This window comes from Providencia manganoxydans, from assembly GCF_016618195.1.
GTDB lineage: Bacteria > Pseudomonadota > Gammaproteobacteria > Enterobacterales > Enterobacteriaceae > Providencia > Providencia manganoxydans.
The window spans coordinates 3,667,361-3,680,036 of record NZ_CP067099.1 but is presented as its reverse complement, the minus strand read 5'-3'; the positions used below and the strand labels follow the sequence as shown (position 1 = coordinate 3,680,036).

The following is a 12,676-nucleotide window of genomic DNA, read 5'->3' as shown; positions in this document are numbered from 1 at the left end:
TTATTTCATATAACTAAAAACTATCTAGATAGTTTAATAAAAGGTTAATGTAGAAGATGTTAGCGAATAAAAATATTATACATTTTTATTTGTATTTGTTATATGTGATTAAAGTTATTTATTTTTTGTCACTGTTCTCGTTACGTTAATATTTATATATGTATTTTTTGTTCATTACTTTGTTCCTAGATATTTACCCGCTGTTGGCTTTCTTAGTTTACTAGTTTGCCAAGCTTTGACTACGTTATCCTTATTGCCTTTACCACGCAAAATAGATTTGTTAAATATCTATTGAGAGTAATGTTAATCATATGAGACTTAGAAGTATTAAGGGATCGACTCTATAGCCAAATGTATTTTATCTATCAATTCGCAAATTTTATTAGCAGTAGCTAAAAATAAAGGTTCGTCCCAATTAGAATCTTTGATTATAACTATATGAAATTTACCATCTACCTGAAATGATGGTCTCCAACTAACATCTAAAACATAATTTAAAGGGAATTCAACCTGTAGCATATCCTCTTTTAAAAGCTCGATTTGTTGGGGTAATGGTATATTTTCATCAAGAGCTAAATCATTGAGAATGGGAATTCCATTTTTTCCAAAGTTAATATTTATCATTGTCTATTATTTTCCGTTGTGAAATGGTTAACAATAAATAAAACCATCATAATTATATTTTTTATGGCTTTTTAATGTCAGTATGTAATTTAGGGCAATGATTGCAGTGTAGCCTGTTTCTATTACAGCTCCAAGTTTTTGTCAGCTGTTGTATTATAGGATAGTAAAGGCCTAGTTTATATGGAGCTTAAACAATGAATTACTCATACATTCCATATCTTGCTTAAGTGTCATCCCCCCCTCATTTGGAGGGGATCACTAATCGATACCATTTTTTACACCTTTATGTTCAAATTCTCAGCACTGGCTAAGAGTCCTTGCATCTGCCGAATTTTTTACCATCCCGTTTCACGGTGAGGAAAGAGATACAGCCCAATCTCGTTTGAAAATCCACATTCGGCAGTGAACTGACCGCCACAATGGGAAAGGTAAACAGTTCAGTGCTCTCTTCTTGTAAATCAAATGGTGTGACTTGAAAATGTGCCCTTAGGAAGCCCTTTAATCTGGCAAGAGGACACTGAGCCTGAATTGAGCTCAATAGCTTCAATCTAGCTTTATGCAAAGCAATAAGGCGTTGTTGCTTATTAAAGGTTGCTCCTCTGGTCTTTCCAGTGTCATTATTTGCCATTTATTTAGTTGTAGAGAAACTTAACCGATATTCTAACCTCTTAAAAACGCATACAGACATCATTAATCTTCTTATCTATCCGCTCATTATATTCTAAATACGTTATCACACTCTTTAATCAGAACGACCTTGTCTAAGTTGTGTTCATTTAACGGGCGACGATATTAATTTTAATAGTATTGTTCTTGAGGTTTTTTGTGCTCGGGTGAGAACACATGGGCACTACTTTATCAGCCTGCCACTTCGTATGACGGTTTATGAGAGCGAAATAAAAACAGAAGAGAGTGAGCGGAAAGAGCAATTTTACTGTTTTCCTAAGCATATAGGTTAGGTATGCCATTGAGAATAAAGAGAAATTATGATGATAGTTTATATTTTCGCGAAGTAGTCACTGCAACAAAAAAGCACTTCTTGAAAAACAAGAAGTGCCTTTAAAAACACTGCATTAACCGACTAGGATTAGTTCATGCCGTATTTTTTCAGTTTCTTACGCAGAGTACCGCGGTTGATACCCATCATCAGGGCTGCACGGGTCTGGTTTCCACGGGTATATTGCATAACCATGTCCAACAAAGGCTGCTCTACCTCAGCCAATACCAGCTCATATAAATCATTAACATCTTGATTGTTTAATTGAGCAAAATAGTTCTTCAGTGCTTGCTTAACTGAATCACGCAATGGTTTTTGAGTTACTTGATCTTGTGAATTTACAGTAGCAACGGTTAGTACGTCAGAATTTACGCGTTGTTCGAACATAGTTCTGTCAGCTCTTATCTTTATTTACGCAAAATATTCAAAAAATGCTTCCAACACCTCCAGCTGTTCGCTGGCGTCCTCAATGGCGTTGAATGAGCGCCGGAACTGGTCATCAGGTGCATGTTCTTGCAAATACCAAGAAACATGTTTACGCGCTATACGGGCTCCTTTGCCTTGACCGTAAAAGTCGTGCAACTCCTGTACATGCGCTATCATAATGTGTTTCACTTCTGCCATTGGCATCGGTGGTAACATTTCACCTGTGTCCAGATAATGCTGGATTTCCCGAAAGATCCAGGGTCTTCCCTGAGCTGCTCGTCCTACCATCAGGGCATCCGCCCCTGTGTAATCCAATACAGCTCTGGCTTTTAGCGGGTCAGTAATGTCGCCATTGGCAATAACCGGTATGGCAACAGTCTGCTTAACTGCCCGTATATTGTCGTACTCAGCTTCGCCATTAAACAAACAGGCTCGAGTCCTACCGTGAATGGTCAGTGCTTGAATACCACAATCTTCGGCCAATTTGGCAATATCTATACAGTTACGTTCTTCAGGTGACCAGCCTGTGCGGATCTTCAACGTGACAGGGACATCGACTGCTTTGACTACCGTAGACAAGATGGATTGCACCAAGTCGGGGTAACGTAGCAGCGCTGAGCCTGCAAGCTTACGATTCACTTTTTTAGCTGGACAGCCCATGTTGATATCGATAATTTGTGCGCCACTCTCAACATTAATCTGAGCTGCGGCTGCCATTTCATCGGGATCATTGCCAGCTATTTGAACGGAACGCACCCCCGGTTCATCGCGATGGATCATTCTCAGTCTTGATTTGTCGGTCTTCCAAACCTGTGGGTTGGATGAGAGCATTTCTGAGACCGTCATACCCGCACCCATGTCATAACAAAGCGACCTAAATGGTCGATCTGTAATGCCTGCCATGGGGGCAGCAATAAGACAGTTTCGCAACTGATATTGTCCGATTCGCATAACTAAAGGGGGCCATACTGTGACTGCAAGGGCGCGTATATTACGCATTTTTTTCGAGATATGAAAGGACAAACTTTGAGCAAACCGTTATTTATCACTAACTTTTTTATCTTGATTTTTTCAAAATACAATTATTAGTGTTTAATAACAATTAGTTAGATGATTTTGTAAAAAAATCACTAAATTCGCCGTTAGCCTGTTCAAATCCCAAACAGGATAGAATATCACCAGCAGTTGAACAATATTTGAGCTATACGATAATCTATTCCTGCTTCAATTTCAAAGAAATTATTCACTGATTTTTATTATAAATTTGCTAAAAATGCTTGACACCAGTGATGCGACACCATTCATCTTTCTCTGCGATTGGGTCGATTGCAAACTGTTCACGGTAAGCATCTGCAACGCCTTCTGCTTGGGTTGCTAATACACCTGAAAGCCCCAGTAAGCCACCTGAATGAGGCAGTACGCTGATCATTGGGGCTAGTTCACGTAATGGGCCTGCTAAGATATTAGCGACCACCACATCCGCTTGTAGCTCTTTTGGTTGGTCTTTAGGTAAATAGAGTGATAAACGATCAGAAACCCCATTACGTTCAGCATTATCGCGGCTAGCAAGTATTGCTTGTGGATCAATGTCGATCCCAATTGCTTGTGCGGCGCCTAATTTCAGCGCAGCAATGGCTAGAATACCGGAACCACAGCCAAAATCGATCACTGTTTTGCCTTCGAGATCTAATCCATCTAACCATTCTAAGCATAAGGAGGTGGTCGGGTGAGTACCTGTACCAAATGCTAGGCCAGGATCTAACATTACATTGACCGCGTTAGGATCTGGCACATCACGCCAGCTTGGGCAGATCCATAAACGTTGTCCAAAGCGCATTGGGTGGAAATTATCCATCCACTCTCTTTCCCAATCTTTATCTTCAAGTTGTTCGATCTTGTGGATAAAGCCTGTTTCAAGCAGTGGGCTATTCTCTAATTGCGCTACGACTATTGCCATATCTGTTTCGGCATCATAGAGACCAATCACATCGGTATCACCCCATAAACGTGTCTCGCCCGGTAAAGGTTCGAATACTGGGGTATCATGGCTGTCTTGAAAAGTGACTGAAACCGCGCCACTTTCAATCAATTCATCACCAAGTGCTTCAGCCTGCTGGCCAGTAGAGTTAAGTCGTAGTTGTATCCAAGGCATAGTTAATCTCTTTTACTTAATTGCTTGCGGGCGTAGCCTGCTCATTGGCTGCCGATTGTACTGGATTTTTACCGAAAAGATTACCAATTATAAAGGCAATCAGGCTAAATAGCAGTGAAGGAACAATTGCATGGAAGCCCATTAATTCAATTTTGAATGAGGCTAATAATGCATAGCTCACACCACCGATGACCATACCACTGATGGCGCCTTTACTATTCGCTTTTTCCCAATAAAGACCTAAAACTAATGGCCATAAGAAGACGGCTTCGAGGCCACCAAATGCTAATAGATTTAGCCAAATAATCATTTGCGGTGGATCCCATGCGGCAATTAGCAATAGTGCGCCCAGTATTAATGTTGAAAAACTGGAAATACGTGACAATCTTTTTTCATTGTGAATTTGCTTTGGTGCACTGCTGAGATAAATATCTTTGACGATAGTCGCTGATGATTGGAGTAACTGTGCGTTAATCGTCGACATAATTGCCGCCATGGGGGCGGCTAAGAAAATACCAGCAGCAAATGGGGGTAATACTTGCACCATTAAGGTTGGGATCACTTGGTCAGGGATCGTAAGGTCAGGTAGGATGGCACGGCCTAGCGCTCCCGCAAAGTGCATACCAAACATGAGCACAGCCATCACGATGGTGCCAAGAATAATTCCACGATGAACGGCTTTGCTGTCTTTATAGGAAATACAACGCACTGCGGTATGCGGTAAGCCAATTACCCCAAAGCAGACTAAAATCCAAAAAGAGGCAAGGAATGGGCCACTTAAAATATCATCAGCACCTTCAACAGAAACTAATTTAGGGTCGATAGTGTGAATTTTTTCCACGGCAGCGCCCAGTCCTCCTGCATGATAGATAATAGCTACCAGTAAAATGACAGTGCCTAGTAGCATCACTAACCCTTGCAGTGCATCATTAAGCACACTAGCTCGGAAACCCCCTATCGCGGTATATAACGCAATTGAGACACCAAAAATCAGCAGACCATAGGTATACGGAATACCCGCGGCGGTTTCCAGTAATCTCGCTCCACCAATAAATTGTACTGTCATTGCGCCAAAGAAAGCGATTAGTAAGCTAATACTGGCAAACCAAACGAGAAAGCGGCTTTGATAACGTGCATACAGCATGTCATTCAAGGTCACAGCATTATAACGTCTAGCTAGAATCGCAAATTTTTTGCCGAGTACGCCAAGGGATAACCAAATTGCAGGTAGCTGGATCATCGCCAGTAGTACCCAACCTAAGCCATATTTGTAGGCAGCGCCAGGACCACCAATAAACGAGCTGGCGCTAACATAGGTTGCGGTAATGGTCATGGCGAGCACAAACCCACCCATGGAGCGATTTCCTAAGAAATATTCATTAAGAAACTCACCTTTGGTTCGTTTACGGTATGCGTATACAGATAGCAAAAAAACCAGTACTAAGTAACCAATTAGAGGTAGCAAAACTTCAGTTTGCATCTTTATCCTCCAAAGGAATCTCTTTGAAAATGATTTTGACCATCATGATACATAACAAAATAAAGATGATAGGTAAGATCAGGCACGACCATTCAAACCACAATGGTAGGCCCGTCACACCAATAGTATTACTTGGAAGATAGGCACAGATCACCCAACCAATAAGATAGGCAAGAGTAAGATAGAGTGACCAGCGAGCTTCCTTATTTGATTGAAGAAAACGCTTATCCATACGTATTTCCCCCTCATAAAATAAAAATAATCAGGGATTGTACGATAAACCTAGGGGGGAGTGTAAAAAAAAACGGTCGATACTCGTGATACTTCAAGATGTAGTGCATTGGGGGTAGGTAGATTAACGACGTTTATCTCTGCACTTATCGACCTGTTTTTTGAGTGGGTTAGAGGATAAGTTAGGCTAAAGTGGTGGGTTTTCATACCCATCAATAGTGAGTCATAGGGGTTATGTCATGATAAGGATATGAATGATTAGCAGGATCGACATCGCTAAAATGGCCAAAGCGGTGATATAAAGGAAAATTGCATTATCAATTTTTAAGCCACTATTTTGATAAGCCGATGAAATGTGTCTTTTAAAGCCAATCATACATAGCAGCGATGTGGCGATCACGGCTCCTACAAATGGTAACCATGACGAATCTAATAAACCAAGTCGCAGAAACAATAATGTGTTCACGAACAAAAGCAGCAAAGTACGGCTCCATGCCTGCTGAGTTCTTTCGGGTTGTAAACCTGGATCACGTATCATATGGCATTAAATGAGTATATAGAGGAGAGAAATGATGGCGATGGTGGTAATAAACAATGTCATCATGGTGAGGAAAGAGGTATATCTCAATGGTTCATCGGTGCGCATGGCAATTTCATTTTGTCGCCAACGGTAGAGGGCCATAATCGCCGTAATACCACCAGCACAAGCCAGAAATAGTGATAATAATATCCTTATCCATGGTGTTGCGGTTTCATGCAGGAGCTGTTCAACTGCAATAGAGCCTGCTAACAGCGCTAAAGCTGTTCTGATCCACGCTAAAAAGGTTCTTTCATTGGCTAATGAAAATCGGTAATCAGGCGTTTTTCCAATATTTTTCCAGTTGTTGTGTTTAAGAGACATAGGGGTTCCTGATTTATCCACGCCATATTTCAAGTCGCAAGGGTAGTGACTGTGCTTAGCGGCATTTTGAATTATCTAGAGTGTACATGTTAATTGAAAAGATAAAAAAATACCGAGAAGTATGCGTTCTCGGTATGTTTATTTTACGTCAGTAATACGATCAATTAATCCTGAATACCGAGTTTTTTCTCCAAATAGTGGATATTAGTACCACCTTTTTGGAAGTTTTCATCATTCATGATCATTTGATGCAATTCAATATTGGTTTTAATGCCATCGATAATCAGTTCGTTGAGTGCATTTTTCATACGAACAATGGCGATTTCACGTGTTTCACCATAGGTGATCAGCTTACCAATCATTGAGTCATAATACGGAGGTACGGTGTAGCCTGCGTAAATATGAGATTCCCAACGGACACCAAAACCACCCGGAGAATGGAAACGCGTGATTTTACCTGGGCTAGGCATAAAGGTGTTTGGATCTTCAGCATTGATACGACATTCAATAGCATGACCGTGAACAACGATATCTTCTTGCTTAACAGACAATGGCATGCCTGAAGCGATACGCAGTTGTTCTTTAATCAGGTCAACACCAGTGATCATTTCAGTGACTGGGTGCTCAACTTGAATACGGGTGTTCATTTCAATGAAATAGAACTCACCATTTTCATATAGGAACTCGAAAGTCCCTGCACCACGATAGCCAATTTCAATGCAAGCATTGGCACAGCGTTCGCCAATACCACGGCGAACTTCATCAGTGATCCCCGGAGCTGGCGCTTCTTCAACCACTTTTTGGTGACGGCGTTGCATTGAGCAATCACGCTCAGCTAAATAAATCGCATTGCCTTGGCCGTCAGCCATTACTTGAATTTCAACGTGACGAGGGTTTTCAAGGTATTTCTCCATGTAAACCATATCATTGTTGAACGCCGCTTTTGCTTCAGCACGCGTGAGACTGATTGAAGATTCTAAATCTTTTTCGTGACGAACCACACGCATACCACGACCGCCGCCGCCGCCAGAGGCTTTGATGATCACAGGGTAACCAATACGTTTCGCGATAGCTTTGTTTTTATCAGTATCGCTGCCCAATGGGCCATCGGAACCCGGTACACAAGGTACACCAGCTATTTTCATCGCTTCAATCGCTGAAACTTTGTCACCCATTAGGCGGATGGTTTCAGCTTTTGGCCCGATAAATATAAAGCCAGAACGTTCGACTTGTTCTGCAAAATCCGCATTTTCAGACAGGAAACCATATCCTGGGTGAATTGCTTGAGCCCCTGAAATTTCCGCCGCTGAAATGATGGCAGGAATATTCAAGTAGCTTTTTGCGGATGCTGCTGGCCCGATACAAATTGTCTCGTCAGCCAACAGGACATGTTTTAGATCACTATCTGCCGCGGAGTGCACAGCTACAGTCTTGATGCCTAATTCTTTACAGGCACGAAGAATACGTAGTGCGATTTCTCCACGGTTAGCAATGACAATTTTTTCCAGCATGGAAACGCCTCGTTATTCGATAACCACTAACGGCTGGTCATATTCAATCGGCTCACCGTTCTGCGCTAGGATTGCTTTCACAACACCTGCTTTTTCTGCTTCGATTTGGTTCATCATTTTCATCGCTTCGATGATGAAAAGAGGATCGCCAATATTGACTGTTTGACCAACTTCAATAAATGGTTTGGCTTCAGGGCTTGGTGAACGGTAGAAAGTGCCGACCATTGGAGAGCGCACTTGATGGCCTGAAACTGCTGGCGCCGTTGCCGCCGCTGGTGCCGCAGCTTCTTGTGCTGGAGCTACCGCAGCTGCTAATGCAGGTTGTGGTGCCGCAGGTGCAGAGTAAAACTGTTGAGGTGCCGCCATGACCTGAGAAGCAGCTGAAACTCGACTGATACGTACTGACTCTTCACCTTCAGAAATTTCCAGTTCAGAAATGCCAGACTCTTCGACCAGCTCGATCAGCTTTTTAATTTTACGAATATCCATGGATATGATTCCGTACTCTTATATTTGAATTTAAGTGATTTATGCTCGCTATATTTCAAGTTGTAGTGTTGTTGGCTTTGCTCAATCACACTAGCGATATACTGGCGTATATTCCTAGCGACTTACTCAGCAGCCGCCTAACTACGTCCTGAATTATTTAGAGCACATACTCGTTATAGCTTAAGTTGTAGCGCCTTAAGTTAAGGTTATGGTGACTTCATTCATTCATACTAGTGACACAGTTACCTATGTTTCTAGAGACTCATTCATTTGTCGCCTAACTACAGCTCAAATTACTCGGAGTAAGATGACAGACGGTTAACCGCTGCCTGTAACGCGAAACTGTAACCATCGGCACCAAGACCACAAATCACTCCGACCGCCTTATCTGAGAGGTAAGAATGATGACGAAATGGTTCTCTGGCATGCACATTAGACAGATGGATCTCGATAAACGGGAGCGCAACCGCTAATAATGCATCACGCAAAGCAACACTAGTATGCGTGAATGCAGCCGGATTAATTAGAATAAAATCTACGTTATCCTTTGCCGCATGAATTTTATTGATCAGTTCATGCTCTGCATTGGACTGAAAATGACTCAATTTTACGCCTAGTTGTTCCGCTTCCTTTGTGAGTTTAGACACAATATCTCCAAGGGTGAGGTTACCGTACTTATCAGGTTCCCTTGTGCCAAGTAGATTTAGGTTCGGCCCATTGAGAAGTAAAATGTGAATATCTTCTGCCATTGTGTTGCTAACTCCGACGATATGTCAATAACCCGACAACATAACCTGATGTGGATGGTTTGTCATCTTTTATCATAAAAATATATCAGATCTTTCGTGATAAGGAGGGCTATTATAATTATTTCACAGCATATGACAGCAAAATACTGGTCTTATCAGAGAAATTAACTACATTTATTTTTTTAAATTGTGCGGTAATCCAAACTTTTGGGTTGGCCCGCACAAAACGCAATTATGGTGTTAAAATCTTAACAAGTGTACGCCCTGTAATCTGATTTTTGAGAAATTTCTGCGCGTACTCAACGGACTGTTCTAATGTAATCTCTGAGGTAATTTGCGAATAAAATGATTCAGGTAACAGCTGCGAAAGGCGTTGCCAAACAGCGGGGCGTTTGCTCGCTGGGTAATAAACCGAATCGACACCTTGCAGGCGGATATTACGTAAAATAAATGGCATCACCGTGGTTGGCAATGAAAAACCGCCCGCAAGACCACAAGCTGCGACTGCACCGTTGTATTGTGTTTGCGCTAATATATTGGCAAGCACTTCTCCTCCGACAGTATCAATCGCCCCTGCCCAATGTTGCTTATCAAGTGGTTTAGCTGTTCCAGTAAAATCACTGCGCGCAAGTACTCTCTTGGCACCTATTTTCAGCAAATAATCACTATTTTCTGCTCTACCAGAGATGGCCACCACATCATAACCCAGTTGTGATAACAGCTGGATAGCCGTTGAACCAACGCCACCACTGGCTCCACTCACAATAATTTCGCCTTTATCTGGGGTGATACCTGCATCTTGCAAGGCGTTAACACAGAGCATGGCTGTAAAGCCTGCTGTGCCAATAATCATGGCTTGTCTCAGTGAGAGGTTTTCAGGGAGTGGGGTGAGATAATCTGCGGGAACTCGAGCTTGAGTTGCGAGCCCACCCCAATGTGTTTCTCCAACTCCCCAACCTGTGAGTAGAACGTGTTGGCCTACGCTAAAACGAGGATCTTCGCTGTGATGCACCACACCTGAAAAATCAATCCCCGGAACCATTGGGTATTGGCGCACAACCCCCGCTTTTCCATTAATTGCTAAGGCGTCTTTGTAATTTAGTGTTGACCAATAAATATCAATAATCACATCGCCTGGAGGAAGTTGTTCTGTCGGAATGGACTGGATATTGGCTGTCAGTTGATCATGGTCTTTTTGTAGAATGAGAGCTTGCATACTTCGCTCCTATAATTAGTGAGGAATGGTTTAAGATTAATAAACTCTGTTTATACTTCAGGTATGGTAACTATACTTATTCATACTTCATACCAATGACGGTATTGTCTATGCTTCTAGTGATCTGTTTATTTGTCATCCCGTTACCCTTGAATTATTTGGAGTATATAGCCGCAATGCTTAATATAATTAGTGAGTTGTGACTTGCGCACCTGCTACTATTGTAATTAATTTGTAAAAATGTAATTTTTTCTGGTATAAAACCTATTTTATCGTGCAAAATATCATGTTGCGAAGCGTTATGTTTATGTGTCAGTGGTATTACCTAGGTTCTAGAGTAGATTATTGGACTAACATACAGAAAATGAACATATTTAGCTGTGAAGTCAGTCGATGTGCAGCGATAAAAAAAATAACAAAAGATTATTTGAACTTGTAGTCATAAAAACTTGTCAACACAGGGTGAAATAAAAGACGGCGTATATAACAACCAATACGCTATTATTTATTGATGCGCTTTAAAATTTACGTATCAATAGGCTTAAAATATATTGAGGAACGGCGGGTTAACAACGCTGCAACTTGACGTAAGATAAGTACCAATAGCTATCTTAAAGGTTGTTATCTGCTTCGTTTCAAAAAGAGGCATGTGCAGTATTTGTGCTGTTACAACAGATGGATTAACCATATTTTTAGAAGCTGCTCATTAACGCCTTGAGACAGCTTCAAGTGGTTGGTAGAGTAGACGGGTTTTTATTCGTCCCCAGCTTGCAGGATAACCCTTTCGTTATGTTTAAAAAATTTCGTGGCATGTTTTCTAATGACCTGTCAATTGACTTGGGTACGGCCAATACCCTCATTTATGTCAAAGGACAAGGCGTAAAATTAAATGAACCTTCTGTTGTCGCTATTCGCCAAGACCGTTCTGGTACACCAAAAAGCGTTGCTGCGGTGGGTGGTGAAGCTAAGCAAATGCTGGGGCGTACACCGGGTAATATTTCAGCAATAAGACCAATGAAAGATGGGGTTATTGCAGATTTTTTCCTCACGGAAAAAATGCTACAGCATTTTATCAAACAGGTGCATAGCAACAGCTTTCTTCGTCCAAGCCCTCGTGTGCTAGTTTGTGTGCCAGTTGGTGCAACACAAGTTGAACGTAAAGCAATCCGTGAATCTGCACTGAGTGCAGGTGCGCGCGAAGTCTTTTTAATTGAAGAACCAATGGCCGCAGCGATTGGCGCTGGTTTACCTGTTTCTGAAGCGACGGGTTCAATGGTGGTTGATATCGGTGGCGGTACGACTGAAGTCGCTGTCATTTCTTTAAACGGTGTCGTGTATTCTTCTTCAGTACGCATCGGTGGTGACCGTTTTGATGAAGCCATCATTAACTATGTGCGTCGCAATTACGGTTCTTTGATCGGTGAAGCAACCGCTGAGCGTATTAAGCATGGTATAGGTTCTGCTTATCCAACTGATGAAGTGTATGAAATTGAAGTTCGCGGTCGTAACCTTGCTGAAGGTGTTCCTCGTGGCTTTAAAATGAATTCAAATGAAATTTTAGAAGCATTGCAAGAGCCATTAACCGGTATCGTCAGTGCGGTAATGTTGGCATTAGAGCAATGTCCTCCTGAATTGGCATCTGATATTTCAGAACGAGGTATGGTACTTACTGGCGGTGGTGCATTGCTGCGTAACCTCGACCGTTTACTGATGGAAGAGACAGGTATACCTGTAATTGTTGCAGAAGATCCTTTGACCTGTGTTGCCCGTGGTGGTGGCAAGGCATTAGAAATGATCGACATGCATGGCGGCGATCTATTTAGTGATGACTAAATAATGTCGTAAGCGGGCTGAGGTTATTGCCTCAGCCGCTGCTTTTGCCTATTTTTGATCCTCTGAA

At 41.9% G+C, this 12,676-nt stretch carries 13 protein-coding genes; 1 reads left to right on the top strand and 12 read right to left on the bottom strand.

The annotated features are described in order from the left end of the window. Positions 1–327: 327 nt before the first annotated feature. From JI723_RS16740 to acuI, 12 genes are all read right to left on the bottom strand, one after another. A complete protein-coding gene (locus JI723_RS16740; RefSeq protein ID WP_337979570.1) occupies positions 328–624 on the bottom strand; it encodes a hypothetical protein in 297 nt (98 codons plus the stop codon). Between the two features lie 1,087 nt (positions 625–1,711). After that, the gene (gene fis / locus JI723_RS16735; protein WP_004258438.1) at positions 1,712–2,008 is read right to left on the bottom strand and encodes a DNA-binding transcriptional regulator Fis; all 297 of its coding nucleotides are present in this window, start codon (positions 2,006–2,008) and stop codon (positions 1,712–1,714) included. 24 nt (positions 2,009–2,032) lie between these two features. Beyond that, the gene (dusB, locus tag JI723_RS16730; RefSeq protein ID WP_272580721.1) at positions 2,033–2,998 is read right to left on the bottom strand and encodes a tRNA dihydrouridine synthase DusB; all 966 of its coding nucleotides are present in this window, start codon (positions 2,996–2,998) and stop codon (positions 2,033–2,035) included. Between the two features lie 316 nt (positions 2,999–3,314). Continuing rightward, positions 3,315–4,199 (bottom strand): 50S ribosomal protein L11 methyltransferase, encoded by an 885-nt coding sequence (gene prmA / locus JI723_RS16725; RefSeq protein ID WP_070928970.1) that lies wholly within the window; start codon positions 4,197–4,199, stop codon positions 3,315–3,317. 16 nt (positions 4,200–4,215) lie between these two features. After that, positions 4,216–5,679, bottom strand: coding sequence for a sodium/pantothenate symporter (panF, locus tag JI723_RS16720; protein ID WP_070928969.1), 1,464 nt, complete (start codon positions 5,677–5,679; stop codon positions 4,216–4,218). After that, on the bottom strand, positions 5,669–5,911 hold the full coding sequence (locus tag JI723_RS16715) for a YhdT family protein (RefSeq protein ID WP_070928968.1): 243 nt from the start codon (positions 5,909–5,911) through the stop codon (positions 5,669–5,671). Before JI723_RS16715 ends, panF begins: the two co-directional genes overlap by 11 nt. A gap of 231 nt (positions 5,912–6,142) precedes the next feature. Beyond that, positions 6,143–6,448, bottom strand: a complete 306-nt coding sequence (locus JI723_RS16710; protein ID WP_272580720.1) for a DUF202 domain-containing protein — start codon at positions 6,446–6,448, stop codon at positions 6,143–6,145. Between the two features lie 6 nt (positions 6,449–6,454). Beyond that, entirely contained in the window at positions 6,455–6,811 is a 357-nt protein-coding gene (locus JI723_RS16705; protein WP_070928967.1) for a YidH family protein, read from the bottom strand. Positions 6,812–6,975: 164 nt separating this feature from the next. After that, positions 6,976–8,322 (bottom strand): acetyl-CoA carboxylase biotin carboxylase subunit, encoded by a 1,347-nt coding sequence (accC, locus tag JI723_RS16700; RefSeq protein WP_070928966.1) that lies wholly within the window; start codon positions 8,320–8,322, stop codon positions 6,976–6,978. Between the two features lie 12 nt (positions 8,323–8,334). Next, complete coding sequence (gene accB / locus JI723_RS16695; RefSeq protein ID WP_070928965.1) at positions 8,335–8,811, bottom strand: acetyl-CoA carboxylase biotin carboxyl carrier protein; 477 nt, start codon at positions 8,809–8,811, stop codon at positions 8,335–8,337. A gap of 293 nt (positions 8,812–9,104) precedes the next feature. Further along, complete coding sequence (gene aroQ / locus JI723_RS16690) at positions 9,105–9,560, bottom strand: type II 3-dehydroquinate dehydratase (RefSeq protein ID WP_070928964.1); 456 nt, start codon at positions 9,558–9,560, stop codon at positions 9,105–9,107. A 232-nt stretch (positions 9,561–9,792) separates the two neighbouring features. Next, complete coding sequence (gene acuI, locus JI723_RS16685) at positions 9,793–10,776, bottom strand: acrylyl-CoA reductase (NADPH) (protein ID WP_140186504.1); 984 nt, start codon at positions 10,774–10,776, stop codon at positions 9,793–9,795. A 789-nt stretch (positions 10,777–11,565) separates the two neighbouring features. Here acuI and JI723_RS16680 point away from each other — a divergent pair. After that, positions 11,566–12,609 carry a rod shape-determining protein gene (locus JI723_RS16680; protein ID WP_014657562.1) on the top strand — a complete coding sequence of 348 codons (1,044 nt, stop codon included), beginning with the start codon at positions 11,566–11,568 and terminating at the stop codon, positions 12,607–12,609. Positions 12,610–12,676 lie beyond the last annotated feature (67 nt).

Excerpts from the sequence above, each read along its gene's own strand:
- JI723_RS16740 (WP_337979570.1), bottom strand. The coding sequence starts at position 624 with ATGATAAATATTAACTTTGGAAAAAATGGAATTCCCATTCTCAATGAT.
- fis (WP_004258438.1), bottom strand. The coding sequence starts at position 2,008 with ATGTTCGAACAACGCGTAAATTCTGACGTACTAACCGTTGCTACTGTA.
- dusB (WP_272580721.1), bottom strand. The coding sequence starts at position 2,998 with ATGCGAATCGGACAATATCAGTTGCGAAACTGTCTTATTGCTGCCCCC.
- prmA (WP_070928970.1), bottom strand. The coding sequence starts at position 4,199 with ATGCCTTGGATACAACTACGACTTAACTCTACTGGCCAGCAGGCTGAA.
- panF (WP_070928969.1), bottom strand. The coding sequence starts at position 5,679 with ATGCAAACTGAAGTTTTGCTACCTCTAATTGGTTACTTAGTACTGGTT.
- JI723_RS16715 (WP_070928968.1), bottom strand. The coding sequence starts at position 5,911 with ATGGATAAGCGTTTTCTTCAATCAAATAAGGAAGCTCGCTGGTCACTC.
- JI723_RS16710 (WP_272580720.1), bottom strand. The coding sequence starts at position 6,448 with ATGATACGTGATCCAGGTTTACAACCCGAAAGAACTCAGCAGGCATGG.
- JI723_RS16705 (WP_070928967.1), bottom strand. The coding sequence starts at position 6,811 with ATGTCTCTTAAACACAACAACTGGAAAAATATTGGAAAAACGCCTGAT.
- accC (WP_070928966.1), bottom strand. The coding sequence starts at position 8,322 with ATGCTGGAAAAAATTGTCATTGCTAACCGTGGAGAAATCGCACTACGT.
- accB (WP_070928965.1), bottom strand. The coding sequence starts at position 8,811 with ATGGATATTCGTAAAATTAAAAAGCTGATCGAGCTGGTCGAAGAGTCT.
- aroQ (WP_070928964.1), bottom strand. The coding sequence starts at position 9,560 with ATGGCAGAAGATATTCACATTTTACTTCTCAATGGGCCGAACCTAAAT.
- acuI (WP_140186504.1), bottom strand. The coding sequence starts at position 10,776 with ATGCAAGCTCTCATTCTACAAAAAGACCATGATCAACTGACAGCCAAT.
- JI723_RS16680 (WP_014657562.1), top strand. The coding sequence starts at position 11,566 with ATGTTTAAAAAATTTCGTGGCATGTTTTCTAATGACCTGTCAATTGAC.